General features: G+C 63.4%; 19 protein-coding genes and 1 pseudogene. 12 read left to right on the top strand and 8 right to left on the bottom strand.

The features are described from left to right. Positions 1-59: 59 nt before the first annotated feature. A complete protein-coding gene (gene glpK, locus ACOYYX_RS32160) occupies positions 60-1,556 on the bottom strand; it encodes a glycerol kinase GlpK (protein ID WP_422926754.1) in 1,497 nt (498 codons plus the stop codon). A 212-nt stretch (positions 1,557-1,768) separates the two neighbouring features. Between glpK and ACOYYX_RS32155 the strand changes: the two genes are divergently transcribed. After that, on the top strand, positions 1,769-2,227 hold the full coding sequence (locus ACOYYX_RS32155; protein ID WP_422926753.1) for a hypothetical protein: 459 nt from the start codon (positions 1,769-1,771) through the stop codon (positions 2,225-2,227). Here ACOYYX_RS32155 and ACOYYX_RS32150 read toward each other — a convergent pair. Beyond that, positions 2,147-3,511 (bottom strand): hypothetical protein, encoded by a 1,365-nt coding sequence (locus ACOYYX_RS32150; RefSeq protein ID WP_422926752.1) that lies wholly within the window; start codon positions 3,509-3,511, stop codon positions 2,147-2,149. The genes ACOYYX_RS32155 and ACOYYX_RS32150 overlap by 81 nt on opposite strands. Before the next feature lie 202 nt (positions 3,512-3,713). Between ACOYYX_RS32150 and ACOYYX_RS32145 the strand changes: the two genes are divergently transcribed. Then, positions 3,714-4,520, top strand: coding sequence for a carbohydrate-binding family 9-like protein (locus ACOYYX_RS32145; RefSeq protein ID WP_422926751.1), 807 nt, complete (start codon positions 3,714-3,716; stop codon positions 4,518-4,520). 12 nt (positions 4,521-4,532) lie between these two features. Here ACOYYX_RS32145 and ACOYYX_RS32140 read toward each other — a convergent pair whose 3' ends face one another. Continuing rightward, positions 4,533-5,162 carry a PSP1 C-terminal domain-containing protein gene (locus ACOYYX_RS32140; RefSeq protein ID WP_422926750.1) on the bottom strand — a complete coding sequence of 210 codons (630 nt, stop codon included), beginning with the start codon at positions 5,160-5,162 and terminating at the stop codon, positions 4,533-4,535. Between the two features lie 349 nt (positions 5,163-5,511). Between ACOYYX_RS32140 and ACOYYX_RS32135 the strand changes: the two genes are divergently transcribed. From ACOYYX_RS32135 to ACOYYX_RS32120, 4 genes are all read left to right on the top strand, one after another. Beyond that, complete coding sequence (locus ACOYYX_RS32135; RefSeq protein WP_422926749.1) at positions 5,512-7,665, top strand: heavy metal translocating P-type ATPase; 2,154 nt, start codon at positions 5,512-5,514, stop codon at positions 7,663-7,665. Positions 7,666-7,692: 27 nt separating this feature from the next. Then, positions 7,693-8,157 carry a hypothetical protein gene (locus tag ACOYYX_RS32130; protein WP_422926748.1) on the top strand — a complete coding sequence of 155 codons (465 nt, stop codon included), beginning with the start codon at positions 7,693-7,695 and terminating at the stop codon, positions 8,155-8,157. Between the two features lie 101 nt (positions 8,158-8,258). After that, complete coding sequence (locus tag ACOYYX_RS32125) at positions 8,259-9,164, top strand: helix-turn-helix domain-containing protein (RefSeq protein WP_422926747.1); 906 nt, start codon at positions 8,259-8,261, stop codon at positions 9,162-9,164. Between the two features lie 109 nt (positions 9,165-9,273). Continuing rightward, the gene (locus ACOYYX_RS32120; RefSeq protein WP_422926746.1) at positions 9,274-9,705 is read left to right on the top strand and encodes a VOC family protein; all 432 of its coding nucleotides are present in this window, start codon (positions 9,274-9,276) and stop codon (positions 9,703-9,705) included. 65 nt (positions 9,706-9,770) lie between these two features. Here ACOYYX_RS32120 and ACOYYX_RS32115 read toward each other — a convergent pair whose 3' ends face one another. Then, a complete protein-coding gene (locus ACOYYX_RS32115) occupies positions 9,771-10,964 on the bottom strand; it encodes an aldose 1-epimerase family protein (RefSeq protein WP_422926745.1) in 1,194 nt (397 codons plus the stop codon). 324 nt (positions 10,965-11,288) lie between these two features. Here ACOYYX_RS32115 and ACOYYX_RS32110 point away from each other — a divergent pair, with 324 nt between their 5' ends. Next, entirely contained in the window at positions 11,289-12,323 is a 1,035-nt protein-coding gene (locus ACOYYX_RS32110; protein ID WP_422926744.1) for a DUF3500 domain-containing protein, read from the top strand. A 142-nt stretch (positions 12,324-12,465) separates the two neighbouring features. On the opposite strand, the gene ACOYYX_RS32105 is transcribed toward ACOYYX_RS32110, so the two are convergent. Together ACOYYX_RS32105 and rplU are read right to left on the bottom strand one after the other, a co-directional pair. Next, complete coding sequence (locus ACOYYX_RS32105) at positions 12,466-15,468, bottom strand: vitamin B12-dependent ribonucleotide reductase (RefSeq protein ID WP_422926743.1); 3,003 nt, start codon at positions 15,466-15,468, stop codon at positions 12,466-12,468. 698 nt (positions 15,469-16,166) lie between these two features. Further along, positions 16,167-16,484: a 50S ribosomal protein L21 gene (rplU, locus tag ACOYYX_RS32100; RefSeq protein ID WP_422926742.1), complete on the bottom strand. Its 318-nt coding sequence runs from the start codon at positions 16,482-16,484 to the stop codon at positions 16,167-16,169. Between the two features lie 655 nt (positions 16,485-17,139). Between rplU and ACOYYX_RS32095 the strand changes: the two genes are divergently transcribed. From ACOYYX_RS32095 to ACOYYX_RS32075, 5 genes are all read left to right on the top strand, one after another. Next, positions 17,140-19,788 (top strand): tetratricopeptide repeat protein, encoded by a 2,649-nt coding sequence (locus ACOYYX_RS32095; RefSeq protein WP_422926741.1) that lies wholly within the window; start codon positions 17,140-17,142, stop codon positions 19,786-19,788. A 222-nt stretch (positions 19,789-20,010) separates the two neighbouring features. Then, complete coding sequence (locus tag ACOYYX_RS32090; protein WP_422926740.1) at positions 20,011-20,625, top strand: sigma-70 family RNA polymerase sigma factor; 615 nt, start codon at positions 20,011-20,013, stop codon at positions 20,623-20,625. 272 nt (positions 20,626-20,897) lie between these two features. Further along, positions 20,898-21,113 carry a hypothetical protein gene (locus ACOYYX_RS32085; RefSeq protein WP_422926739.1) on the top strand — a complete coding sequence of 72 codons (216 nt, stop codon included), beginning with the start codon at positions 20,898-20,900 and terminating at the stop codon, positions 21,111-21,113. 100 nt (positions 21,114-21,213) lie between these two features. Then, entirely contained in the window at positions 21,214-22,257 is a 1,044-nt protein-coding gene (locus tag ACOYYX_RS32080) for a DUF1559 domain-containing protein (RefSeq protein ID WP_422926738.1), read from the top strand. A gap of 80 nt (positions 22,258-22,337) precedes the next feature. Continuing rightward, positions 22,338-23,471 (top strand): TlpA family protein disulfide reductase, encoded by a 1,134-nt coding sequence (locus ACOYYX_RS32075; protein WP_422926737.1) that lies wholly within the window; start codon positions 22,338-22,340, stop codon positions 23,469-23,471. A 141-nt stretch (positions 23,472-23,612) separates the two neighbouring features. Here the strand turns inward: ACOYYX_RS32075 and ACOYYX_RS32070 are convergent, their stop codons facing one another. Further along, positions 23,613-25,226 (bottom strand): Rne/Rng family ribonuclease, encoded by a 1,614-nt coding sequence (locus tag ACOYYX_RS32070; protein WP_422931692.1) that lies wholly within the window; start codon positions 25,224-25,226, stop codon positions 23,613-23,615. A gap of 1,478 nt (positions 25,227-26,704) precedes the next feature. Beyond that, a pseudogene (locus ACOYYX_RS32065) lies at positions 26,705-26,942 on the bottom strand (ribonuclease E); the annotation flags it as partial. Positions 26,943-26,987: the final 45 nt, after the last annotated feature.

The raw sequence follows: 26,987 nt of genomic DNA, 5'->3' as shown, positions 1-26,987 counted from the left end.
ACGTATCTGGAAGCCTGGAGACGCTGCGAAGGACTTCGCAGTGTCTCCGTAAGAACCCTTTAACGCCCGTAATGCCGTTTCACCGTTTCAATGGCATTTTGCCAACGCTGATGCGTCGTCTCCCGCCATGACAAGTCGCGCCGGGGGGTGAAAGTCTGGGCTCCAGCAAGTAAGAGCTTGCCGGCGTCGGCCACCGACCAGAGGCCCGCTCCAAGGCCGGCAAGGAAGGCCGCACCCAGTGCGGTCGACTCGGGCTGAGGGCTCCGACGCAGGGAGAGGCCAAGCAGGTCGGCCTGGAACTGGAGGAACGGATCCGAGCGAGCCATGCCACCGTCGACCCGAAGATCGGACAGGGGATTCGGCAGGTCGGCGTTCAGGGCGTCGATGAGGTCGGCCACTTGGAACGCGACCCCTTCGAGCGTGGCGCGAGCCAGGTCGGCGACCGTCGTGGCTCGCGAGAGTCCGAAGATCGTGCCACGTGCGTCCGGATCCCAGTGGGGCGCTCCAAGCCCGGTCAGGGCCGGGACGAAGAGGACGCCCGAGTCGGGGTCGCCGTCATGATAGAGCCGGTCGATCTCGGGAGCCGCACCGACGGCCTTGAGGCCGTCGCGGAACCACTGGACCGCCGCGCCCGCGACGAAGACGCTGCCTTCGAGGGCATACTGGGGCGGGCCATCGCCGAGGGTCGCGGCCAGGGTCGTGACGAGCCCTCGCGTCGAAGGGACGACGTTCGAGCCGGTGTGGGCGAGGAGGAAGGCTCCGGTCCCATACGTGCATTTGGCCTGGCCGGGTTCGAGGCAGCCCTGGCCCACCAGGGACGCCTGCTGGTCTCCGGCGACCCCCATGATGGGGATTCCATCGGGGATGGGGTCAAATCCCCGAGTTTGTCCGAATTCTCCGGAGCTCGGCAGGATTTTCGGCAATATTTGGGGAGGGACACCGAAGAAATCACAAAGGTCATCGGCCCACGTCAACGTCCGGAGGTCCATCAGCAAGGTGCGCGACGCATTGGTGACGTCGGTGACGAAACGCTGGCCGCCGGTGAGGTGCCAGATCAAGAAGCTGTCGATGGTTCCCGCCGCCAGTTCGCCCGCCTCGGCTCGGCGACGGGCGTCGGGGATGTGCTCGAGCAGCCAGGCGATCTTGGTGGCGGAGAAGTAGGGGTCGAGGATCAGGCCCGTCCGCTCGGCGAGCCAGTCGCGGCGGTCGCGATGGGCATCGCAGAAGTCGGCGGTCCTGCGGTCTTGCCAGACCAGGGCAGGGCCGATCGCCTGGCCGGTCTTGCGATCCCAGATCACGGTGGTTTCACGTTGATTTGTCAGTCCAATGGCCGCGATCCGGTCGATGCCGATCCCCGATTCCGAGAGGGCAGCATGGACCTGAGGACCGACCGAGGAGACGATGGCCGAGGGGTCATGCTCGACCCAGCCCGATCGGGGATACGTGGGCGGAACCTCCGCCTGGCCTTGCCCCAATGGCCGGAGCTGCCGATCATAGACCACGGCTCGAGTGCTCGTCGTCCCCTGGTCGATCGCGAGGATATGGTCGCGTCCCATCATTCGGCTCCGTGAGGCCACTGACGATTGCGCTGGCATCAGCATTTCGGGTTTGGGATGGGCTTACTCTAACACTGACTTTGTCGCGAACACGTCAAGAAACCAGGAACTGACCGGAAATCCCCCGAGTTTGAGAGTCGCGAGCCCGTCGGGGCGGCCCTTCTTCCCGAGTGATTCCAGGCCCGGGTCGAGAGCTTGTGAGGAGCGTTTTCATGGCCGTTGATCCGCTGATCATTCCCATCGCCGCTGTCTTTGTCCCGATCGTCATCGTGCCGACGGCCCTGGCCTTCAGGTACTTCAAATACTCGCGCGAGCTCAAGCATCGGGAACGCATGATGGCCCTCGAGATGGGGCGTCGCCTCCCCGAGGACAAGGATCCGCGGACGTCCGCGGCGCAGGTGAGCACCGCAATCGGCGTGGGGGTGCCGGCCGTCGCGTTTGGCTCCACCTGGCTGGTCGCGCAGGGCGGGATTATCCGGGATTCGGAGGCTATCGGCCTCATGTGGTTCGCGGCGACAGCCTTATCAGTCTACAGCGTCCGTTCGGCGTACAAGCTTGCGAAGACCACCTTCGGCGAGAGCCGTCCGCACTCAATGATGGACGTGAGCGACTTCGCGAAGTCTGAGCTTGAAGACGCGGACGCCTACGACGTCGCAGGCAGCCGGGGTTAATCGCCTCGACCCGAAGCCGACCCCGGCCCAGACCGCCAGAATCGGCTCGATGGGGACGTGGAACCGGGCCGAGACGATCGTGAGGCTGTGGAATGCGGCGATCAGGACGACGGTGAGGACCGTCGGCCCCGATCGCCGTCGCATTTCCGGGGTCATGAGCAGGATCCCGCAAGCCGCGAGGATCGTCAGCCCGAGATGCCCGGTCCGATAGATCAGGCTCCGGGTCTTGGGGTTCGTCTCGTCGAAGAAGACGAAGTAGCGGAGCCGACGAAGGGTCAGGCTCACAAACCGCGCGGGGTCGTGCTTGATATCCGCGACCGCACGGCGGAAGAGGATCCGCGACCTCTCCGGCTCGCTCACCTTCGCAAATTGGCGATAGTCAGCTTGGGTCAGGGCGATGTCGTCGAGATAGCCCGCCTCGTGTCGCGCCTTCCACAACGATTCGTTGATCCCCTGCAAGCCACCCTTCGATTGTTGCAAGACCCGCTCGACCGAGGGGCGTACGACCTTGTCGGTCCCCTCGCTCAGGGCACAATTCCCCTGCCAGAAGGCATAGCCAAACGTGCTCTTCACCAGCACGAATTCTTTGTGAACGATGGCGTTCCGGACGATCCAGGGTGTTACCCCGATCACCATCGTCGCGATGAGAATCGCCACGGGTCGTCGCGCACCCCGCAATCCTCTGTCCGACGCAATCACCCAGGCGACTCCGGGTGTGACGAGGCCCAGGATCGGGTCGGTCAGCGCGAGCAAAGCGAGGCCTGATCCACAAGCCACGGCATCCCAATCACGTCCCGTTCGAGCGGCTCGAAAGGCCAGGGCGAGCGAGGCCGTCACCAGCGTCGCCGCCAGTAATGCGACTTGAACATGTGTTGCTGCATACACGAGGGTCGGGTGGAGAGCGGTGATCAATCCGACCAACGCGACGACCCAGATCCGGCCAGGCGCGATCGTCCGGGCGAGACAAATCGAACTGTAGACGAGTGCCCCGCCGAGGAGGGCCTGGCCGAGTTCGAGGATCAGGAGCGATTGCGGGGTCTCGGCGCCACCCACCTGGTAGGCCGCGGCCAGCAGGTAGGGGTAGATGGGGGCTTGCTGTGAGGTTGGCCCGTCGGCACCCAGGAAGCGTACAGAGAATCCACGCCCGGCCAGGATGTTGGCGGCGATCTCGCCATGCTCGTAAGTGCTGCGGGGGATGTGGTGGCTCTGCAGGACCAGGATGGCCGAGGCCCGGACGAGGACGGCCACGAGCATGAGTCCCCAGATGAGTCGACGCTCGGCCATCCTTGCCGGCTCCTTCCCGACCCTGTCGGGCGCGATTGAGAATCGGTACGAGGCTCCCGGCAGGGAGCGGGCGAGGCCGGATTCTGGTCGACTTGGCCGGATTGGTCAATCCGGACTACCTACTGCTCACTCGCGCCCACTTCGACTATCCTGTCCTCAGCCGGGATTCGACCACATCACCACTTCGAGAGGGCCTCGGCACATGGCCTTGCGACGGCGACAGTCTTCGTGGATGTTCCCCCTGCTCGCGCTCTGCCTGGCGATGCCGGGCGTGTCGGCCTTCGGGCAGGGAGCCAAGGGTTCCGCCACCTCCGATGGCGAGGCGAAAAAGCCTCTCGCCACGCACGAGGCGACCTGCAGGAAGGTGACCAAGGCTCCCAAGCTCGACGGCAAGCTCGACGACGACGCCTGGAAGCAGGCCGAACTCATCGACCGCTTCCCCTCGTACTGGGCGGGCGTCGACCCGAAATCGGGCATGAAAGCCTGGCTCGCCTGGGACGACGAGGCGTTCTACTTCGCCGCCACCATGCCCGACGCCGAGTTGAAGTCGTTCGGCACCAAGCGGAATGACTACCTCTGGAACGGCGACGTCTTCGAGCTCTTCTTCAAGCCGAGCAAAGAGAAGCCGGCCTACTACGAGTTCCAGGTGAACCCGAAGTCCGTGATACTCGAATACCCCTTCCCGAAACGCGGATTCGACGTCGCGACCATCGCCGCCCTTCCGCCGTTGGGGTTCGAGGCCGTTGCGGTGGCCGAAGGGACCGTCGACAAGCCCGGGGATAAGGACAGGAGCTGGACCGTCGAGGGCCGCATGCCCTGGTCGATCTTCACCCCAAGCGGTGGCAAGCCGAAGGTGGGGGACGCCTGGGACTTCGCCCTCTGCCGCTACGACTACGGCCCCGAGGGGACGGACCCTGTCCTGATGAGCTCGGCCCCGCTCAAGAAGCTCAGCTTCCACCTCTATGAGGACTACGGCCGACTCCTGTTCGTCGACCCCAGCAAGCCTTGAGCTTCCTGCGGGTCAATGGGTGACCGGGGCTCGTCGCTTCTTGAGGAGCCCTTTCACCCCGCAGGACGAACAGCCTCCGTGGCTCGAACCTCCCTCGCCAACGGATCCGCAAGAACCCGAGCCGCAGCCGCCATCCGAGCCGCAACTCCCGCAACCGCCGTCGGAAGCGTCCTCGTGCTCGACCTCGGCCTCCTGCACATCCTTGCCGACCGGCTCGAGCATGATGTCGAGGTCGTACTTGCTGCGGAAGGCGGCGAGGATCCCGACCGTATCGAGCCGGTGCGGGCCGAGGTAGTGGAGGACCGTCCGGCGGTCATCCAGGAGGGGTTCGACATCGATCAGGGCGATCGGCCAGACGCCCTCATCAAAGACTTCCTGGCAGAGCGTCAGGCGTTCGCCCCGCTCGGCCTCGACTTCGCGGGCTCGGGCCAGGTCATTTTGATCGGCCACGCGCAGGATCACCGCGCCCGCGTAGCCCTCTGTTTCGGAGGGGGTTGCGACGGGGATCAGGACTTCTCCGAGTTCCGTGCCCCGATGCGAGCGGATCACCACCGTCTCTCCTCGCTTCAGCTCGGCGTCGGTCGAGACGAACTGGCCGACCCTGGCCATCGTACCGTAACGGATCAAATAGGTGATTTGCATGCGGGACTCGTCACGCGATTGAGAAGCATCCATGATCCTTAATGTATCAGGCCGTCGAGAGTTGACGCAAGTTGTCCAAAACGACGTTCTCGCGTTTCCCGATATGGCCCCAGCACTTATAATCGCGCCAGATGGCATCATCTGATGGGCCGGGCCCGGGATCATGGTCCATGACCCGGTTCGTCGTCCCTTCGAGTCGCGCAAGGTTGCCGGCTCGATCGATTCCAAATGTTTTCGACCGGAAACAATTCCCGCGACGTCGCGATCGGCCGTGCTTCCTCGCGAGATTCCGCCCATGATTCGCAGGCACGCCTTCAGGCGACTCGCCGGGCTCTGAGGATAAGCGGAGATGAGCCGAGCCCGTTGTACGCTCAAGGTTCAGGGTCTGGACTGCCCCGTCGAGATGGGGGAGCTCCAGACGGCCCTCGAGCATTTCCCGGGGATCTCCCGACTCCAGTTCGACCTCACGCTCGGGACGATGACGGTCGACTACGAATCCAACAACGTCCGCCCCGAGGGCATCGTCGAACACGTGCTGACGAAGGCCGGCATGAAGTCGAGCCTCGTCAATGACGCCGAGGTCCCGCCCCCCTGGTGGGAACGGAACCGACGCTGGCTGGCGACCGGAGTCTCGGGCCTCTTCGTGGTTTTCGGCTGGATCGCCTGGTTGCTCGGCTTGCCCGGGGGCATCGAGCGGGTCGCCTACCTGGGTGCAATCCTGATCGGCGGGGCCGAGTTGGTTTTCAAGGCCTTTCGGAGCCTGCTGCGGCTCCGACTCGATATCCATGTGCTCATGACGGCGGCCATCGTCGGCGCCTTGGCTCTGAGAGAATGGGACGAAGCCGCCACGGTCGCTTTCCTCTTCGGGCTCTCGGAACTCCTCGAGGCCTGGAGCCTGGAACGTGCCAAGCGAGCGGTTCGTAAGCTGCTGTTGGTTGCGCCGGAAACCGCCGAGGTCATCGGGCCCGACGGGACGATCCGGGTATTGCCCGCTTCGCAGATCGCGACCGGGGATCACATTCACATCCGAGCCGGGGAACGCATCCCCGCCGATGGTCGCGTGATCGAGGGGCGGTCGAGCGTCGACCAGCGGGCGATCACGGGAGAATCGGTGCCGATCCTCCGCGAGGTGGATGACACCGTCTTCGCCGGGTCGGTCAATGGCGAGGGATCACTGACCGTCGAGGCCTCTGGTCCGGTGGGCGATGCACTGATCTCTCGGATTATTCACCAGGTCCGCGAGGCTCAAACCTCTCGCGCACCCGTCGAGCGTCGCATCGGCCACTTTGCCTCCTATTACACGCCCGCCGCCATGATCGCGGCCCTCGCGATTATGCTCGTCCCGCCCCTGCTCCTCCTGGCGTTGGGGGCTCATCCCGACGCGGCCGTCTGGTCTCGATGGTTTTCCAAAGGATTGGTCATCCTCGTCATCGCCTGCCCTTGTGCTCTGGTGATCTCCACCCCAGTTGCCGTGGTCAGCGGTCTGGCCGCCGCGGCGAGGAACGGCATCCTCATCAAGGGGGGGGCGTACCTGGAGGAATTCGGCCGCCTGCGAGCCCTGGCGTTCGATAAAACGGGCACACTCACGCGAGGCGAGCCCGCCGTTGTCGAGGTGGTGGCCACTGGTGTCCACCCTGACGATGACCTGCTGCGGATCGCCGCGGCGTTGGGAGATCGGGGTGGCCATGTGCTTGGTCGCGCGATCGCTCGCCATGCGCGGGAGCGATTGCTCACCGTCCCGGTGGCCGACGATTACCTCGCCCGTCCTGGCCTCGGTGCCTCGGGTCGCGTCGATGCCGTCGAGTATCACATCGGCAGCCATCGCTACATCGAGGAGGCCGGCCTCTGCCGCCCCGAGTTCCACGCCAGGCTCGGCCACGCCGAATCGAACGCCGGCACGTCGGTGGCACTCAGCACCGAGACCGGCCCGCTGGGCTGGATCCGGCTCGCCGACCAGGCGCGTCCCGAAGCTGCAGGAGTCGTGGCCGAACTCAACCAACTCGGCATCGATACCGTGATGTTGACCGGCGACAACGCCATCACGGCCGCCGCGATGGCCCGGCAACTCGGCATCAAGGAGCATCGAGCCGAACTCCTCCCGGCAGACAAGGTCACGGCGATCCGCGAGATCGAGGGCCGGCATGGGCCGACGGGGATGATCGGCGACGGCGTGAACGATGCCCCCGCACTCGCCTCCGCTCGGGTCAGCGTGGCCCTCGGCGGGATTTCGAGCGGAGCCGCATTGGAGACGGCAGACGTCGTGCTGATGGCCGACAACCTCGCGGCGCTCCCCTGGCTGGTTCGGCATAGTCGCATGACCCTCGCGCGGATCCGGCAGAACATCGCGCTTGCGCTCGGCACCAAGGGGCTCGTGCTCGTCCTCGCGGCCCTGGGTTATGCAAACCTCGGCCTGGCCATCGCCGCCGACCTGGGGACGAGCCTGCTCGTCACGGTGAATGCTTTGCGATTGCTCCGCGGCTCGAACATCGCGGCGAAGTCATAACTTCTTGCCTGCCAAGAGGATTGCGGGATGGTCAAGAACACTCTCTCCATAGGCTCCCATGTTTTCAAGGTCCATTCTACGACGTTTCGGTACATCACCGACGATAGGCAGGGTAAGCCTGGTTGGGAGTTCAATATCTGTACCGAAGGGATCAACACGTTTTCCCTGGAGGACTTCTGGTGTGATAACGGTGTCAGGTTCTATGCCGAAGGGGACCCGATCCCGCTCCCGAGCCTACCCGATCTGGTCGGTCAAAAGATCTACCTGAAGGAACCGTTCGATGAAGAGTCGGGAGACCCATACTTCTCGGTCTACATCGGGGAACATGGAGATGTAGACGAACTGACCATGAGGTTCTTGGAACGAGATGAAAGCCGCTACCATATCGCAATTGAGGCAAGGCTACCTGCCGGATCGCTTTTCCACGAGGACCAACGCCTGACGATTGACACCTGGATTGAGCAACTCCCTCCCGGAAAATACGGTTCCTGACGACCAACCCATCGCCAATGAAAGCTATTAGATTCCTTGAACCTTCCCTCTTGAACCGGGTCGGATGGATTCACCCATCGAAACCTCGCAGGATGCGACCGATGAGCAGGGCTTCGACCTCTTCAAGACCTCGAGACGCGGAGCCGCCCCCTCGGCGAGTGGTCCGCCACGAATCAGCCGATCATTCCTGGGAGGCCGTTTTCCAGGACCCTTCCTCGCATCTTCGACCCTATATCGTCGGGGGCTACCAGGGGTGGAGAGAGGACGCGAAGCGGGTCGTGCGTCGCCGCGAGATCCCTTCAAGTAGCGTCGCCTGGATCGTCAACCTCGGGCGACCGTTCCATCTGCTCGATCCCAATGAGTTGGAGGCATCTCCCAGGGCACTTGGCTCGTTCGTCGCGGGTCTGCATGAGTCGTACGCCCTGGTCGAGTCACCGGGGTCGACGCGTTGCATCCAGGTTGATTTCACGCCGATTGGTGCATGCCTTTTCTTCGGCGTCCCGATGGGTTCCCTGACGAACCTCGTCGTGGATGATGGCGACGTGCTTGGGGAAGGGGCGGGCCTGCTCGTCGAGAGGTTGTGCGAAGCGAGAGACTGGCCCCGAAGGTTCTCGATTCTCGAGTCCTATATCTCGGGGCGAATCCTTGCAGCGAACCCTCCGGCCGAAGGAGTCGTCTGGGCCTGGAACCAACTCGAGGCGAGCGGCGGGCAGGTCGGTATCGGAGGCCTTTCCTCCGAAATCGGATGCAGTCCCAAATATTTGATCGCCCAGTTTCGTGATCATGTTGGCGTGCCTCCCAAGACCCTGGCGCGAATCCTCCGCTTTCGCAAGGCGCTGAATCTGCTCGAAGCGAACGCGCAGATCCGCTGGGTCGACGTCGCGCTGAGGAGCGGCTATTACGACCAGGCCCACCTGATCCGAGATTTCCGCGGCTTCACCGGATGTACTCCCACCGAGTATCTCGGGCGGATGCTCCCGGACGGCGGGGGCAATGACGGCTCCTGACGCGGATCTCGAGTCGGGTAAAAATCGTCCAAGAGCCGTTCGAGTGAACTCCCTATGATGCGTCTCGTGTCGAGATTTCCAGGGAGTTTCTCTGAAGAACGGAGACGTCATGTCATCCCCGACGTTCGACGGACGCCCCAACATCTTCCCCGCGATCTGCTACAAGGATGCCCCCGCCATCATCGATTGGCTGGTCAGTGTCTTCGGATTCGAAAAGCAGTTCGTGGTCCCCGGTCCGGTTGGGACGATCGCCCACGCACAGCTCAAGTTCGGTGCTGGCGTGATCATGCTCGGATCCTCGAAGCCCGGCGAGATCGGTCTCAAGTCCCCGTCCGAGACCGGAGGTGTGACGCAGACTCTTTATATTTACATTCACAACATAGATTCGTATTACGAAATGGTCCGAGACGCGGGGGCCGAGATTCTCATCGGTCTCCGCGATACGGACTATGGATCGCGCGAATTCGGGGTCAAGGATCCGGAAGGGCAGGTCTGGTACTTCGGTACCTACTACCCGGCGGGGCCGGTCTCGCAGGCATGATTGCTGGGCATCTCCTTCATGCCTCGCGTAACGGGACGCGAGGCATGAAGGAATGAGCGAAGCTCTTAACCCTCTCGCGTGAAGGGCTCGACCGGGTTGCGGTGGATCGTTGGAGAGCCGAGCTTCGCCAGGGCCTGGATTTCCGCCTCGACCTCGGAGACCGCCTCGGTCGTATTGAGGATTTCCAGGGTCGTCTCGGTCGTGTGGCTGCCGCCCGGCGGTAGGGTCACCACGCGATTCCGCTCCTTCTCGAACGGCTTTGGATTTGGGAAGTTGGTCGCCGGCTCCAGGCCCGTGACATAACCCTCGTTGTGCCCCGAGGTGCACTTCCAGAGGGTGAAGCAGGGGAGTTGCGAGCGGTTGAAACGGAGTGCGACGGCCTTATCGCCGGCACGATTCCGGAGCATGGCGAGGGTCTTACCGTCCTCCTTCGCCTGCATCTCCATGAAGTAGGCCTGCTCGGCGAAACCGGGCTCGGGGGCGCCGTAGACGTCGAAATGCCCGAGTCCTTCCTGCGCCCGCGGATCCCTCGGCACGAGGGTCTTGATCGGGGCGACGAGCCGGGAGCCTTCTTCGAGCTGAGGCGGGCCGAAGTTCCAATGGTAGAGCACCTGCATGTCGCAGGGCACATCCTTCATATTAGTGAACACGTCGACGACCGTCAGCTTGTTCGAGCCGGGGACTGTGGTGATCTTCGTGGTCATGCGCAGTTGCGGGCCGAAGATCTTCGCCTCGTCGACGTGACCTTCGAGCGTGATCTCGTATGGGGCCTTGTCGCTGACGTGCAACGTCACCAGCGAGGCGGGGATGTTGGCGATCTTGCCGTGGAGACCATAAAGCGTGTGGCGCTCGGTCCCATCGGGGTTCACCGATTTGTCGCTGTAGGGGGCCCCGTTGTTCTCGAGCCCGCAGCGGACGAGCAACTCGTCGAAGCCTTCCAGCCAGCCGAGGCCACCCCAATTCATGAGGTTGACGAAGGCCGGGTTGATCGGGCCGTCCTTCACGGGCGATATCCAGCCGACGCGATTCCCCTGATAGTTCCCCTTCCAAATCCCCATGCCGCGAGTCGGGAGCACCGAGAACGAGAAAGTGCCCGTATCTACCTGGACGAGATCGACCCCCTCGCGGCGTCCGCCTCTCAAAGTCTTCTTAGTGACCGACCAGGAGTGGGGCGTGGCGAGGTTCAGGTCGGCCGCGCTCAGGGAGAAATTCTCAACCCAGAGATCGCGCGCGAGGTCGGTGAGCGGGTACGTCGGCATGTGGGCCTCGTCCGGGAATCGATTCGTTCGTTATTAGGACCCTTACAGGAGATGGCCAGGATAATCCGCCTGCGGAATCCGGTCCAGAAGGCATGGCCATAGGGCGCGGTAGGTTAGATCTCTGGAGTGGGCGTCTTCATGCGCGGATCGCCTAAATCAGTTGGCTCTGTCGGGCCGACCGGCATCCGATCGAGAAACGGGTCGTGAACTCATTGACTCGAAATGTGGGGCGTCATAGGTTGACTGGACGGTTCCCACATTGGTCGGAGACCGTGGGCCTGCTTTTCGCGGCTTCCTGGTCCCCAGCCCAGAGGAGACAGATCCATGGCAGAACAGCGTCCGTTCTCGGATCGCGAGTGCGACTCGGCCCTTTCACGTCGAGACTTCGTCAAAGCGTTGGGCACCGCCGCCCTGGCGACATCGGTCCCTCTGATCGGTTCGAGAACGGCCTTGGCCGCGAGCGCCACCCCCGCCGGCCCGTCTCCCACCTCCCCGGCCGAGACCGCCGTGGGCCGGTTCTTCAAGTCGCTGAAGGACGAGCAGCGGAAGCAGATCTGCTTCCCGTTCGACCACCCGCTCCGCTCCAAGGTCCAGAACAACTGGGCGATTGTGAAGCCGACGATCAGCGACATGACCACCGAGCAGCAGGCCCTCTGCACAGAGATCTTCAAGAACCTTTGCAGCGAAGAAGGTTACGAGCGATTCAATAAGCAGATGGACGACGACTACGGCGGCTTCGAGAGCTACCACGTCGCCGTCTTCGGCGAGCCGGGCACCGACAAGCCGTTCGAGTGGGTCCTGACCGGCCGCCACGACACCCTGCGAGCCGACGGCAATAGCGTCGATGGCGCGGCGTTTGGCGGGCCGATCTTCTACGGCCATGCCGCTGACGGCCACTTCAACGAAGATCCCAAGCACACGAATAACGTCTGGTGGTACCAGGGGCAGCAGGCCAACAAGATCTTCGGCACCCTGGACGACAAGCAGAAAGCCAAGGCCCTCATCAGTGACGGAGCCGACGACGATCCCCGCGCGATCAAGCTCCGGGGCGACGACCTTGGCACGGTCGGCCTTTCCGTCTCCGAACTGGACGGCCAGCAGAAGCAGATGGTCCAGAAGCTACTCAAGGACCTGACCATGCCGTTCCGAGCATTCGACGTCGAGGAGGTCCAGGAGTGTCTCCGCGAGGCAGGGGGCGTCGACAAGCTGCGCCTGACCTACTTCAAGGAAGGTGACATTGGCAACGACCAGGTCTGGGACATCTGGAAGCTCGAAGGCCCGGCCTTCGCCTGGTACTTCCACGGTTCGCCGCACGTCCACACCTGGGTCAACATCGCCCGGCAGGCTCCCAAGGCCTGAGCGAAGTCGGCCACCTGAGTCCTGCTCGCTGATCTGATCAAAGCCGAGTCAACGAAGAAGGCCCGCGGCAGTTGCCGCGGGCCTTCTTCATGGAATCAGACTGACGACTGACGACTGACGACTGCGGTGGGATCAATTCCGATCAGGAGCAGCCCATGCTGTTGCCGCAGTTGAAGCAGCGGTAGCAGGTGCCGCAGCGGACCGTCAGGGCTCCGCAGTTGTCGCAGGCTGGGGCGTCGCTCTGGAAGTGGGCGAACTGCCGTTCCCGAGCCTCGGGGCCCTCTTCGAGAACCGATGTCCCGATCTGGATTGGGGCCGAGCTGACCGGCTGGACTTCTCGTTCGGCCTCGACGTGCTCGAGGTCGGCGATGGTCGCGGTACGGTGGCCGTTCACCTTGACGACCGGGGCGGCCGCCTTGGGCTCGGGATGATCCTCTTCGAGCCGCTGCGGGGCGTTGGCCTCGCGGTAGCCGGGGATGAACTCCATGCCGAGCCAGCGGAAGATGTAGTCGGCCACGCTCTTGGCGATCGGGATGTCCGGGTTCTGGGTGAACCCGGCCGGCTCGAAGCGGCTGTGGGCGAACTTGTTGACGTAGACGTCGATCGGCACGCCGTACTGCAGGCCGATCGAGATGGAGGTGCCGAGAACGTCCATCAGACCGCCGATCGTCGACCCTTCCTTGGCCATTGTGATAAAGACCTCGCCGGGGCGACCGTCGAGGTAGAAGCCGACGGTCACGTACCCTTCGTGGCCCTGGATGCTGAACTTGTGCGTCATGCTGCGGCGGGTGTGCGGCAGGCGCTCACGCTTCGGCTTCTGGGCGACCGGGGCCGCGACGACGGGGGCCGGGGCAGGGGCCGGAGCCGCGACCACCGGAGCCGCGACGGGCACAGGAGCGGCCGCGGCGACAGCCTTGGCGGTCTCGCCCTCCGACTTGGTGTTGACCGGCTGGCTCCCCTTGGAGCCATCGCGGTAAATGGCGAGGGCCTTCAGGCCGAGCTTCCAGCCTTCGAGGTAGGCCTCGCGGATGTCAGCGACGGTCGCGTCGTTGGGCACGTTGCAGGTCTTCGAGATGGCTCCCGAAAGGAACGGCTGCACGGCCGACATCATTCGCAGGTGGCCGCGGAAGTGGATGCTCCGTCCCCCTTGCGGCGGGGCGAAGGCACAGTCGAAGACCGGCAGGTCCTTATCGGCCAGGCCAGGAGCCCCTTCGATCGTGTCGTTGGCGTCGATGTAGTCGAGGATGCCGCGGATGACCGGCTCATCGTAGCCGAGCTTCCGTAGCGACATCGGTACCGTGCGGTTGACGATCTTGAGCATGCCGCCGCCGGCGAGGGTCTTGTACTTCACGAGGGCGATGTCCGGCTCGATGCCGGTGGTGTCGCAGTCCATCATGAAGGCGATCGTGCCGGTCGGGGCGAGCACCGTCACCTGGCTATTGCGGTAGCCGTGCTTGGTGCCCATCTCGACGCACTCGTCCCAGACGTTGCGGGCTTCGGCGAGCAGGTCGGGGGCGACGCTGGGGTCGATCGACTCGACCGCGTCGCGGTGCATCTCCATGACCCGGAGCATCGGCTCGCGGTTGAGGGCGAAGCCGTCGAACGGGGCCAGGTGTCCGGCGTGCTCGGCGCTGGTCAGATACGCCTGGCCGTGCATGATCGATGTGATCGCCCCGGCGAGGGCGCGGCCCTCGTTGGAGTCGTACGGGTAGCCCGAGGCCATGATCAGGCTGCCGAGGTTGGCATAACCAAGGCCCAGCGGGCGGAACTTGTGGCTGTTCGCCGCGATCCGCTCGGTGGGATAGCTGCCGTGGTCGACGAGGATCTCCTGGGCGGTGATGAAGATCCGGCAGGCGGCGCGGAAGCGGACGGCGTCGAAGCTGCCGTCCTCGCGTCGGAACTTCATCAGGTTGATCGACGCCAGGTTGCAGGCGCTGTCGTCGATGAACATGTACTCACTGCAGGGGTTGCTCGAGTTGATCGGCGCGGTGTTGGGGCAGGTGTGCCAGCGCTGGATCGTGTCCTCGTACTGCATGCCCGGGTCGCCGCAGAGCCAGGTGCCCTCGGCGATCGTGTCCATGACCTTGCGGGCCGAGAGGGTCTCCATCGGCCGGCCGGTGGTCACGGCGCGGGTGGTCCAGTCGCCGTCGTTCTCCACGGCGCGGAGGAAGGCGTCGCTGGCGCGAACCGAGAGGTTCGCATTCTGGAACATGACCGAGCTATAGGCCTCGCCGTTGAAGTTCGCCTCGTAGCCGGAGGAGATCAGGGTCTGGGCCTTCTTCTCTTCCTTGATCTTGCACTCGATGAACTCGACGATGTCGGGGTGCCAGACCTTGAGGGTCTGCATCTTGGCCGCACGTCGGGTCTTGCCGCCCGACTTGACCACGCTGGCGATCGAGTCATAGACCCGCATGAAGCTGACCGGGCCCGAGGGCTTGCCGCCGCCGCTGAGCTTCTCGCGGCTCGAGCGGAGGGTCGAGAGGTCGGTGCCGGTGCCGCTGCCGAACTTGAAGAGCATGGCCTCGGAGTAGGCCAGCTTCATGATGTCCTGCATGTCGTCGGCGACGCTCTGGATGAAGCAGGCCGACCCTTGCGGGTACTGGTAGGCACTCTCGGCCGGGATGACGTTGCGGGTCTCTTCGTCCCAGCGCCAGTTGTTGGCCGGGCCGGCGATGCCATAGCGATGGTAGAGGCCGACGTTGAACCAGACGGGGGAGTTGAACGAGCCGTACTGGTTCACGCAGAGGGAGGTCAGCTCGTCGTAGAAGCGCTCGGAGTCCTCGGCGGTGGCGAAGTACCCGTCCTCGCGGCCCCAGTCGGCCAGCGTCCTGGTGACGCGGTCGACGAGGTGGCGGACGCTCGACTCGCGCTCGGGGGTGTTGACCTCGCCGTAGAAGTACTTGCTGACGACGACGTTGGTCGCCAGTTGGCTCCACGCCTTCGGGATCTCGCAGTTGGTCTGCTCGAAGATGACGCGTCCACGCTCGTCCTTGATGGCGGCGGTCCGCAACTCCCATTCAACCTGGTCGAACGGGCTGACACCTTCGGTGCTGAACACTCGCGGGACGGTCATTCCCTGACGGCTCTGCTGCGTTCCACGCGATGTCCCAACACTCGCCGTCGCCCGTTCGTCAACTGTCGCCATGGACGGTCTCCCGTTATCCTGCCGCTGTAAATTTGTCGAGTAGTGCTGTGTTTCGGCGTCTTCATCGAGTCTTCGTGAGCAAATTCCCAGACTCGAGATCATCGAGGGCAGAATCGGTTCATTCCGAGGTCGCTCGCTCAAGTGGGAGTCATTTGCCGCGCATCCTACGCTGGGTCGTTGAAGACTCGGGAGTCGCGTGGGACTCGACGTGGGCTAGCGCGATCAGGCCTCGTTGATGTTGCCAAAGGGCAATCTAACCCATTATTCATGGCCATGTGGCCCTGAGAAGTCCGAGATTCAAGCTTCTGGCGCCGTCGGTGAGGGGTGTATCGAATACAACCGAGAAACGGGAATTAAGCATTCACGTTCAGATATTCCAGAAACCTTTCAACCGGGTAAATCGCCCCGAGCGGGATCGTAGGAGGACTCGATTCGGCTCGATGATCATCACCTGGATAGGACGTTCAAAGTGGCCAAGAGTATCCATGGCCATTCTGTACATCATACACCCCTGTGCAGTCAACAGAGTATCAAAAATGAGTGGAAGCTTTGGAAGTTCGCGAAGACTTGCAAAATTGCGTCGTTGGAGGTGTCGACGGGGAGGGGATAAGAAAAAACCGTTCCAATCTCGGAGAATTCACCGAGAGGGAACGGTTTCAATTTGCGAACTTAATTTGGCGGGGCGAAACAAACCAGGATCAGACAGGCGCGACGACCTGGGTGATCTGGATGGCGGTGTAGGGCTGGCGATGGCCCTTACGTCGCCGCATGTTCTTGCGGCGGCGGAACTTCTGAATGATGATCTTCTTGTCGCGGAACTGCTGGACGATCTTGGCGACGACCTTGGCCCCTTCGAGGACCGGCTCACCGATGGTCGCACCGTCGTTGCCAGAGATTAGCAACACCTTGGAAAAGACAACTTCCGTACCGGGATCACCCTGGCGCCGATCGACGACGATGCGGTCTCCCTCGGAAACACGGAACTGATGGCTGCCGTCCTCAAAGATCGCGTACATTCCGTCAAACTCCTCAAAACCCCGGGCAAGGCTCAGGATTAGGCCCGAGGCCGCTCTTACGACCGTGGTCGTTCCTCGCTGGGTGGACGACCCAGCCTTGCTCGCGGGAGGACGACACGGAAAGGGTACAACAATACCCCCTCGGCTCGCTTTAGGGAAGTCCAACCTTCAGAGAGATGTCGCGCATTTCCCGCGAATTCGTACTTGCTCGCCACGATACCCTCACCTGGCAAGATTGATCCAGCACTCGACCTCGATTGGGCGAGATGTCGAGCATCGAACTGACATCTCTACTGAACACGCCATCGATTGGCTGTTGCCGTTCGGGCGAGTGATGGTGGTCGGGCAGGGGCTGGATGAAGTTCCAAAAGCATCCATTTTAAATCATCGTTGTTATAGCAACGCGTTTGGTCATTTTTGTGGCGATTATCTATGAATAATGGTCAATAAAGGCCTAAGCGTTGTGAGCTACCTAAGAGTCAGATGGAATGATCGGTTTTCCGATCTTTTCGGTCGACAAGGTTTTGATTCTCTTGACGTCCTCCCGAATAAATGAGAAGAATTGTTTTTCGCTTCGATCGCGAGTTGGGCATCGTAATGGAAGTGAGAGTCCTGGTTACAACGAGTCTCGCACACCTCACGGTCTGTTTATGTGATGACACAGCCAGACGAATCTCCCAAGGCTGATCGCACAACGTCTCGCTCGGCCGACGCTGGCCGGAGCGAGTGGGCTTCGAGCTCGGACTCGCTCGACCCCGCCTTGCTCGACTTAGTCGAGGAATTCAGCGCCCGCATCCTCGCTGGCGAGGGGCTCGACTTCGACACGATCGCTAGGGAACATCCCGAGTGCGCCGAAGCACTCCGAGAATTGATGCCCGCGATGCTCGATCTTGCCGAGCTTGGTCGGATCGAAGAAGCCGCGAAGGATGAAGGAGCCGGTGAGGTCGATGACGACGAACCTCGCGTCTTCGGGGGATTCCGGATCGTACGTGAGGTCGGCCGAGGCGGCATGGGGATCGTCTATGAGGCGGAGCAGGTCGCCCTCAAGCGATTCGTCGCCCTCAAGGTCCTGCCTGCGGTCGCGGCCCTCGATCCCAGAGCCTTGAAGCGGTTCGAGCTCGAGGCGCAGGTGGCGGGGTGGCTCCAGCACCCGAGGATTGTGCCCGTACACGACGTGGGGATCGTGGATCGTGTCCCTTACTATTCGATGCAATTCATCGAAGGGGGAAGCCTCGCCGACTTGATCCGCGAACTGCGCGGGCTCGTCGATGCAGGTGGCGCACGTCCCACGGATCAGGGGGATGAGAACGGCCTGTCGACGCTGGCCCTTGGTTTACTCTCGGGCCGATTCGCACCCCCGCGAGGGGACTCGTCCAGCGGCCGAACCTCCGGTGTCTTCAACTCGGGAACGGATTTTCACGAAGCCACGGGGCAGGGGAGCTCCATCCGGGGCCGCGCCTACTTCCGGACGGTGGCCCGCCTGGGGATGCAGGCGGCGGATGCCCTGGCTTACGCCCATGAGCAAGGGATCGTGCATCGGGATATCAAGCCGGCCAACCTACTGCTCGATCCTCGGGGCGAGCTCTGGGTCGCCGACTTCGGCATGGCGGACGTCCAGGGGGACGCGGGCGTCACGCAGACCGGGGATATGCCCGGAACCTTGCGTTACATGAGCCCCGAGCAGGCGCGAGGCAAGCGAGCCCTCGTCGATCGTCGTACGGACCTGTACTCGCTCGGGGCGACGCTCTACGAACTCCTCACGCTTCGCCCGGCCGTCGTCGGCGAGGACCGCCAGGACATCCTCCGCTGCATCAGCGAGGAAGAGCCGACGCCCATCCGTCGGATCAATCCGGCCGTCCCCGTCGACCTGGCCACGATCCTGTCGAAGGCGATGGCCAAGGACCCGTTGAACCGATATGAGACGGCCCGGCACCTCGCGGATGACTTGGAGCGTTTCCTCGACGGTCGACCCATCTCCGCAAGGCCCGTGGGACCGCTGGTGCGAGCCTGGAGGTGGTCTCGTCGCAAGCCGATGCAGGCGGGGCTGGCCGCCGGATTGGCCGCGGCCATCGTGGTCGGGTTTGCCGGCATCACCTGGAGCTGGCGCGAGGCCGTGCACCAGAAGCGGCTCCTCCAGGTCGCTGAGGCCGACGCCCGTCGCCAGGCCGCCAAGGCCGATGCCATCAATCGATTCTTGATCGAAGGGCTCTTGATCCAGGCCGAGCCGTCGAACAGCCCAGTCGAGCGTCATGTGACGCTCCTGGAAGTGCTCGATCGGGCCTCGCAGGGGGTGGGAACTTCGTTCGCCAGTCAGCCGGAGATCGAGGCGACGATCAGACTGGCGATCGGGCGGATCTACCACGGCCTCGGCGAGTTCACCAAGAGCGAGAGCCATTTCCGGGCGGCCGGCGCCAGGTTCGAGCAACTCCCCGGCGCAACGTCTCCGGGGCTCCTGGAGGCTCGTTCGGAACTCGGCCATATTTTGTCCCACCTGGGACGCGACGACGAGGCCGAACCGCTGCTGGTGAAGATCTTGGAGAAAGCCCGCGATCGCCTGGGCCTCACGGATCCGATCACGCTCCGATCCGCCGAATACCTCGCGAGCGTCCATCGCACCAAGGGGCGGCTGGCCGAGGCCGAGTCGCTCTACCTCAGCTATCTCGCGGACGCACGACGGGCCACGCATCCCGATCAAGACATCATCTTCTCGGCACTCTTCAACCTCGGTGACGTCTACCTGCGTGAGGGGAAGACGGAGGATGCGGAGTCGCTCTACCGCAAGATGCTCGACGAGGAGCGGGTCACCAAGGGTCCCAAACATCCCTCGACGCTCTCGACAATGAACAACCTTGGCGCAACCCTCAACAAGCAGAAGAAGCACGAGGAGGCCGAGCGGATCTTCCGCGAGTGTGCGCGGCTCAACCAGGAGGTCCGAGGTCGACGCCACCCGGATACCGCGACGGCTATGTACAACCTCGGTCATGTGCTGATCGCCCTCGGGCGATACGCCGAGGCGGAGCCGCTCGTACGCGAAAGCATCGAGTCCCGTCGCGCCACCCTGGGCGACGAGCATCCGGGCACTCTGTACCTTCGAAGCGGCCTTGGGAACCTGCTGCGGGCTCAGGGGCGATTCGCCGAGGCGGAGGACGTGCTCAAGCCCTGTCTCGAAGCCCAGGTTCGGATCTTGGGATCGAAGCATCCCGAGACGGTAATCACGGCCAAGCGCATGAGCGATCTCCAACTGGATCAGTCGAAAGCCAAGGGGAGCGACTCGCATCCTCCGCGAGGCATCGCGGAACGTTGAGAAGTCTCGCCGAACCGCCGGGAATTCTCGCAATAAGCCGCGACCACAAACGCTGCGTTGTTCTCGGACTGATTCGCCAACTCCCCATCACGTCGAAGTTTATCCCCGCCCACGTCTTCCCATCGATCTTCAGGCAAGATCTCAACTTACGACAATCTGAATTTTTTTCGTATCGTTTCTTCACGACTTGCGGGGTCATTCCTTAGGAGGGAGTGTTCACCGATGACCGAGTCCACGAGAGGCCTCGAAGAGTTGTTGAACCAGGCCGACCAGGGGATCGCGACGGCCCGGCACGAGTTGCTGGAGCGGTATCGCGAGAACTTGAGACGGATGGTGGCGTCCCGACTCGATCGACGGCTAACCTCACGGATCGACCCCTCCGACGTCGTCCAGGAGACCCTTGCCGACGCGGCCCGTCGCATGGACGAATACTTCGAGGATCGCCCGATCCCGTTCTTCGGGTGGCTGCGACAACTCGCCGGCGAACGCGTTATCGACACACACCGGCGGCACATCGTCTCGCAGCGACGGAGCATCAATCGGGAAGACCGCGTCCTGGAACTTCCGGACGCGTCGGCCAATGAATTGGTCCGTCGGCTCGCGTCGGCGGATACCAGCCCGAGCAACCGACTCTCGCGCCAGGAGCGTCGAGAGCAGGTCATGGCCGCCCTGGCTGCCTTATCGCCCCGCGATCGCGAGGTCCTCGTGATGCGCTACCTGGAACAACTCTCAGCCGCGGAGATCGCCGAGGCCCTCGGGATCACGGAAGGAGCCGTCAAAGCACGTTTGCTCCGCGCACTCATTCATATGCGAGGCCACCTGGAGGCCGATTCGTGAGACAAGTCGGTGATTTCAACAATGACGCGCCCGACCCGAACCCGAAACTCGCTGATTTGACCGAGGACATCACACGCCGGCTTCAGTCGGGCGAATCCGTCGATATCGAAGCCTACGCCATCTCTCATCCCGAGTGTGCCGTTTCCATCCGGGCCTTGTTCTCCACGATGAACGACCTGATCGATCTCGGCAAAGCCCCTCGGCGCACCCAGACACCTTCCAACTAATCGGCCTTCCTCTCTCGGCCAGCCATCAAGGATCAGATCAGCCTCATGAACGCCTCCAAATCATTCGCCACTGCCCTGATTCGTTCGGCCGTGATCCTTTCGGCAGTCCTGATGATCGGTTGCGGAGACAGCGACGGGCCAGTCCGTGGCGCGGGGTCGATCGACATCCCCGAGGCTGCACTCAAGAAGTTCACCCCCGACAGTAAAGTCCCCCAGAAATCCGAGGTCTCGGGCCGATCCCGGTCCTCGCGATCCCGCTGAACCGACCAGCCGGACTCTCCACAGGGCCTGCGTCAACTCGACGTCATGAATCGGCCTCTCGCCTCAATTTTTTTCATTTCTTGATCTTAGGAGCCTGCAGATGTCCCACGCATTGGCGGTCAATCCTCGACGCCGAGGCTTTACGCTGATCGAACTCTTGGTGGTCATCGCGATCATCGCCGTCCTGATCGCATTGCTCCTCCCCGCCGTCCAGGCCGCGAGAGAGGCCGCTCGCCGGGCCCAGTGCACGAATAACTTGAAGCAGATCGCATTGGCCTCCGTCGCTTACGAGTCGGCCAACGCCTGCCTTCCTCCTGCGATGCTCGTCAACGGATGCAATATTGGTTTCACGTCGTTTGTGCGAATCTGTCCCTACATGGAACAGACGCCGGTTTACAACACGGCGAACTTTGCCAACGCTTACTACGATCCCAGCAACTGGACCGTGCCCGGCGCCGGACTTACCACGCTCTTTTGCCCGAGCGATCCCTCGGCCAACCAGGCGAATAACATCACCTTCGGTCCGCCCCCCTTCCGCGAGTTCCACACGCATTACTCGGGAAATATCGGTCCCTGGTCTGCGTTCGTCCCCGTGGTCGGCTGCTTCAATGGGCCGTTCCGGGCCCTGGATCCGCAAATGACGTCGTACGCCCAGGGGACGATCATCCCCGGCGGCAATGTGACCATCGCATCGATCACTGACGGTACGAGCAACACGGCGATGTATCTTGAGAACGGACACGGTATCTACAGCCAGAACACGCAGAACGTCATCCACATCTGGAGCGTCGGCCAACTCGACACGTTTCTCGAAGGACGTTTCCCGCCTAACTGGGCTCGGAGGTACTCCGACCCGACGAACGATCCGGGCAGCTCCGCTCTCTATACCTGGGCACCGACGAATGCGAACAGCTTCCACCCTGGTGGCGTGAATGCGGCCTTCTGCGACGGTTCGGTCCACTTCCTCAAGGATTCTATCGATTCCTGGACAATCCAGGCTCCTCAGATGAATGGCTTGCCACTTGGGACCACCGACAACGGGAACAGCACCGGCCTGACTGTCACGCCGGGCGCCAAGATCGGCATCTACCAGAAATTGCTGACACGAAACGGTGGCGAGGTCCTGAGTTCCGACCAGTATTGATCAACAGATGCCAACTAACGCCGGGCGAAGGGTCGATGCGACCGCGCCCGGCGTCTTTTTTTCGAGGGAGTACGATCGAGATGCGCAGCTTCCTGTTTACAATTCTCGCGGCGATGCCGCTTTTGGCCAATGCGGACGAACCGGCTGACAAGCCGGCCGAAGGGTCGGCGGGCTTCAAGGCACTCAAGGCCGATTACGAGAAAGCCCAGGCCGACTTCCGCGACGAACGTCGCAAGGCGGCCGAGGTCGCCAAGGCAACCGGCAAGGGTTCCGGCGTCCGATTCGAAGACACGCCGATGGCCGTCTTCGCACCCCGGTTCCTCGAGTTCGCCGAGAAGAACACCGAGGATCCCTCGGCGTTTGACGCGCTCGAGCAAGCGGCCCACGGCAGCATGGTCTCGCCCGAGTTGCAGGTGAGGGTCGTGGAATGGCTCCGCACCAAGTATGAGCGTGATCCTAAGATCAAGCGAGTCATCTCGGACTTGGTCTACTTCCGTAACGATCAATCCGATGCCCTCGTCTATGGTGTCATCGAGCGCAACGACGACCGCGAGACGCGTGCCCACGGGCTACGGATGCTGATGCGTCGGGCCGAGGTCGACCTCTCCATCGCCAAGAACCTCAAAGACAACGAGGCGATGCAGAAGGCGATGGAGGCCCAGCTCGGCAAGGCGGCGATCGAACGCATGCTAGCCATGGCCGATCAGGGCAGCGCCGAGCTCGACCGGCTCAAGAGGCAGGCCCATGACCAATTCCCCGACCTGCTGCCCGACCTTTCCATCGGCCAACCCGCTCCGGAGCTGATCAGCCGCGACCTGGAAGGGCGTGAGGTCAAGCTCAGCGACCTCCGCGGCAAGGTCGTGGTTCTCGACATGTGGGCGACCTGGTGTGGCCCCTGCCGTGCCATGATCCCGCACGAGCGCGAGATGGTCGAGCGGCTCAAAGACAAGCCGTTCGCCCTCATTAGCATCAGCGCCGACGAGGAACTCGATACGCTCAAGGACTTCCTCAAGGAAGAGAAGATGCCGTGGACGCACTGGTGGAACGGTGCCCAGGGGAAGATCATCAACACCCTGAACATCAACCACTATCCCACGATCTTCGTGCTCGACCAGAAGGGGATCATCCGCTTCAAGGAGATCCGGGACGAGGCGCTCGAGAAGGCCGTGAACAGCCTGCTCAAGGAAGTCGAGCCGGCGAACAAGGCCGAGTGATCGCAGTTAAATTTGCAAGATATTGAATGTGTTGGCCGTTCAGGAGGACGGTGCCGTCCTCTCGAAACGAAAACGGGCATCCTCACGAGGTGGTGAGGATGCCCGTCCTGCTTTACGGTTTGCGATGGTTAACCGCTAAAGTCAATGACCGCGGCGGTTGTTGGTCGTCGGCTGCGGCAAGATGCGGATCTCGCCGTTGTTACCGTCGAAGCAGTCGATCTGCAGGTGCTCGGCCGAGACGCCATCCTCCGAACGGATGTGGATGGTCATGTTGGCCTCGAGCTCGATCCTGGCGATCTCGCGACGCTTGCGGTTATTCAGATACGTCGCGACGGGAGCACCGACCGCGATGTTGATTCTACGGATGTCCTCGCGGTGCGAGGCCAGTGCCAGGAGCCGCATGACGTCGATCGACATGCTCTCGACGGTCTTGACGACGCCGGCACCCGCGCAGTTCGGGCAATCCTCGTAGACCGAACGCTTCAGGCTTGGCCGGATCCGCTGCCGGGTCATCTCGATGAGGCCGAAGGCGCTCATCCGGAGGACCTTGGTGCGGGCCCGATCCCGCTTGATCGCGTCACGCAAGGCCCGCTCGACACCTCGTCGGTGCCGCTCGTCCCGCATGTCGATGAAGTCGTTCACGATCACGCCGCCGAGGTCGCGGAGGCGGAGCTGCCTGGCGATCTCCTTGGCCGCGCGGAGGTTCATCTCGTAAGCCGTGCGCTCGGCGTCGTTCTCGACCCGGAAGTTGCCGGAGTTGACGTCGATGGCGACGAGGGCCTCGGTCTGGTCGATGACGATCGAGCCGCCTTCCGGCAGCGGGACGTGCCGACGCTGGATCTTGGCGATCTCGTCCTCGATGCCGTACTTGTGGAAGAGCGGCACCTTCTCGTCGTACAGCTTGAGCCGGTTGACGAACCGCGGCATGACGACCCTGAGGAACTCCTGGGCACGCTCGAAGGCCGACGGCTCGTCGATCCAGATCGTATCGATCTCGGACGTGAAGATATCCCGAATCGTTCGGGTGATCATGTCCGATTCTTGATAGATCGGGGCCGGCGTGCGGGCCTTCTTGATCCGGCGCAGGATCACCTTCCAGAGGCGGAGCAGGTAGGCGAGGTCGCGGGCCAGCTCGCGCTTGCTGCGCTCGAGGCCGGCGGTGCGGACGATGAAGCCGAGCCCCTTGGGCGGGTTCAGCTCGTTCATGATCTCGCGCAACTTGCGGCGCTGGGATTCATCGGCGATCTTCCGCGAGACGCCGACGCGGTTCAGGCCGGGCATCAGCACGAGGTAACGGCCGGGGATGCTGATGTAGGTGGAGAGGGTCGGACCCTTGGTGCCGATGCTCTCCTTGATCACCTGGACGAGGACCTCGTCGCCGCGGCGGAAGACCTCCTGAATCGGGGGCTTGGCCGTGCCGCGACCACGCGTGAACCGGCCGCCGGTGCGACCGGCCTCGGGTTCACCCCCGCGACGGGGGCGAGCCTCGACGGGGCCGCGGAGGCCCATCTCACGCTCGAGCTCGGCGATCTCGGCGATCTCCCGGCGGATTTCTTCCTCGAGCTCGGGGTCGATCTCTTCCTCGACCGCGACGGTCTCGCCACGATCGTGGAAGTCGTCCGAGTCCTCGTCGTGATCCTCATCATGCTCGATGTCGTGGTGGTCGAGCACGGACTCATCGCCGAAGTCGAACTCGTCGACCTCCACGGGAGCGACGCGCCTCGGGGCGCCACGCTTGGGGACCTCGCGTTCGATCCGGGCGTCGAGCTCCTCGACATCCTCATCGATCTCAATCGACTCCTCGTCGATCGACGCGGACGAGCCGCTCTCGGGGCGATCACGCTCCCGGCGGCGTCCGCGACGACGACGGCGACGACGAGGCCCTTCGAGCTTGCTGGACGAGGAATCCGACGATTCGAGATCACCCTCGGCCTCGTCGGCTTCGGGCTCCGAGACGAGGTCTGCCCAGTCAAAGGCCGAATCCGCAGGCGGAATATCGGCACCGAAGCCGGAATCGGCGGGGCGAGTCCGTTCCCTGCGGGGGACATACCCGGGCTCGCCGGCACGGTCGTGAGGCTTCGAGCGCTCGCGGTAGGGCTCGGTTTCCGCCCCTCGGCTCCGCTCCACTTCGCGGGGACGCTCGCGTTCGCGGACCCGCTCGGGCTCGGTCGCGCGGTAGCGTTCCGGCTCAATGTCCGGGGTCTTGTCGGCGACGGGCGGCTTAGGTCGCTCGGAGGGGAAATCCCGAGTGCGTTCGGGGAGTACCTCGCGGACGCGTTCGGTCGGGACTTCGCGGGGCCGCTCGGCGGCGAGTTCCCTGGTGCGCTCGGGGGTCGATTCGCGAGGGCGCTCGGGCGTGATTTCGCGGGGGCGCTCCATCAACGGCTCACGGTCGCCGCCCCGGGAGCGGATCGCGGCGCGGCCGCCTCGACGACGCGGCGGGGCCTCGGAGATATCCTCGAGCAGCGGGTCGGGGCCTTCCTCCGAGACGGAGGGCTTGGCCTCGGTGGGGGGCTCAAGCAGCGACTCGATCGGCTCCATCGGGGCCGAACGCCCGCGGCCTCGGCTCCGGGAACGCTTCGGCTCGCGCGGCTCCTTGGCCTCGGGGGCTGGAGCTTCGGGAGCGAGCGGCTCGCTGATTCGCGAGCGGCCGAGGTCTTCGACATCGGGCTCGGGGGTGCGAGGGGCGGCGGATCGAGTGCGCTGAGTCCGGCTGGGGGGCAGGTCGGGGTCGAACGGCTCGGGCGGACGGCTATAGCGGCTCCGGGGCTCGTCGGCGACTCCGGAGCGGGGCTCACGGCTGCTGGTCCGGGGCGCCGGGGGCTCGTCGAAGTCGAACGAGCGACTATCAACCTCGCGAGGGGCGCGAGGTTCGTCGCGGACGGGCTCGCGGGTGCTACGGGGTTCTTCGCGAACGGGCTCGGGTCGCGGCGTGGGCGGAGCGTGGGCCGGCTCCCGCGGCGGGGGCGGGGTCAGCCAATCGTCGTCCAGACCTTCGCCGAAGCTGCGGAACTCGGAGCGGTCGCGGCGGCCTCGCTCGGAGAGGTCGGGGCGTTCCCGATCGCGGTCACGGTCCCTGTCGCGATCGCGGTCTCTTTCGCGTCCGCGTTCCTCGGAACGAGGGGATTGCGTGGGGAGGTCGGGTTCGTCGGAGCGGGAGCGGCGGCGATCTTCGCGATCCTTGCCGCGCGGCTCACGAGGCGTGGGCTCGGCCTCTTCGGTGAGGTGGCGTTGATAATATTGGGGCTCCACGTCCGAGACGTGGAGGAAGCCGTTGCGGCCCACCGAGAAGTCGACGAACGCGGCCTGGATCGCCGGTTCGAGGTTGACGATTTTGCCTTTATAGATATTGCCGGTATAACTCTCGTGGCTGGTGCGCTCGACATACAGCTCCTCGAGGATGCCATCTTCGACGATGGCGATTCGGCACTCCTCGGGCTGGAGCACGTTGATCAGCATTTCTTTCTTCATGCGGTCATCTTTCTGACACGATCACGGTTGGCATGGGTCGAGTAA

The organism is Singulisphaera chitinilytica, assembly GCF_049331405.1.
Classification (GTDB): domain Bacteria; phylum Planctomycetota; class Planctomycetia; order Isosphaerales; family Isosphaeraceae; genus PoT.
This window is presented reverse-complemented; position numbering and strand designations above follow the sequence as displayed.

What these genes read in the sequence shown, in the direction of transcription:
- ACOYYX_RS32130 (WP_422926748.1), top strand. Translation starts at nt 7,693, where the DNA reads ATGGTCAAGAACACTCTCTCCATAGGCTCCCATGTTTTCAAGGTCCAT.
- ACOYYX_RS32140 (WP_422926750.1), bottom strand. Translation starts at nt 5,162, where the DNA reads ATGCAAATCACCTATTTGATCCGTTACGGTACGATGGCCAGGGTCGGC.
- ACOYYX_RS32120 (WP_422926746.1), top strand. Translation starts at nt 9,274, where the DNA reads ATGTCATCCCCGACGTTCGACGGACGCCCCAACATCTTCCCCGCGATC.
- ACOYYX_RS32150 (WP_422926752.1), bottom strand. Translation starts at nt 3,511, where the DNA reads ATGGCCGAGCGTCGACTCATCTGGGGACTCATGCTCGTGGCCGTCCTC.
- ACOYYX_RS32115 (WP_422926745.1), bottom strand. Translation starts at nt 10,964, where the DNA reads ATGCCGACGTACCCGCTCACCGACCTCGCGCGCGATCTCTGGGTTGAG.
- ACOYYX_RS32095 (WP_422926741.1), top strand. Translation starts at nt 17,140, where the DNA reads ATGACACAGCCAGACGAATCTCCCAAGGCTGATCGCACAACGTCTCGC.
- ACOYYX_RS32145 (WP_422926751.1), top strand. Translation starts at nt 3,714, where the DNA reads ATGGCCTTGCGACGGCGACAGTCTTCGTGGATGTTCCCCCTGCTCGCG.
- ACOYYX_RS32110 (WP_422926744.1), top strand. Translation starts at nt 11,289, where the DNA reads ATGGCAGAACAGCGTCCGTTCTCGGATCGCGAGTGCGACTCGGCCCTT.
- ACOYYX_RS32090 (WP_422926740.1), top strand. Translation starts at nt 20,011, where the DNA reads ATGACCGAGTCCACGAGAGGCCTCGAAGAGTTGTTGAACCAGGCCGAC.
- ACOYYX_RS32075 (WP_422926737.1), top strand. Translation starts at nt 22,338, where the DNA reads ATGCGCAGCTTCCTGTTTACAATTCTCGCGGCGATGCCGCTTTTGGCC.
- ACOYYX_RS32105 (WP_422926743.1), bottom strand. Translation starts at nt 15,468, where the DNA reads ATGGCGACAGTTGACGAACGGGCGACGGCGAGTGTTGGGACATCGCGT.
- rplU (WP_422926742.1), bottom strand. Translation starts at nt 16,484, where the DNA reads ATGTACGCGATCTTTGAGGACGGCAGCCATCAGTTCCGTGTTTCCGAG.
- ACOYYX_RS32135 (WP_422926749.1), top strand. Translation starts at nt 5,512, where the DNA reads ATGAGCCGAGCCCGTTGTACGCTCAAGGTTCAGGGTCTGGACTGCCCC.
- ACOYYX_RS32125 (WP_422926747.1), top strand. Translation starts at nt 8,259, where the DNA reads ATGAGCAGGGCTTCGACCTCTTCAAGACCTCGAGACGCGGAGCCGCCC.
- ACOYYX_RS32085 (WP_422926739.1), top strand. Translation starts at nt 20,898, where the DNA reads ATGAACGCCTCCAAATCATTCGCCACTGCCCTGATTCGTTCGGCCGTG.
- ACOYYX_RS32080 (WP_422926738.1), top strand. Translation starts at nt 21,214, where the DNA reads ATGTCCCACGCATTGGCGGTCAATCCTCGACGCCGAGGCTTTACGCTG.
- glpK (WP_422926754.1), bottom strand. Translation starts at nt 1,556, where the DNA reads ATGGGACGCGACCATATCCTCGCGATCGACCAGGGGACGACGAGCACT.
- ACOYYX_RS32155 (WP_422926753.1), top strand. Translation starts at nt 1,769, where the DNA reads ATGGCCGTTGATCCGCTGATCATTCCCATCGCCGCTGTCTTTGTCCCG.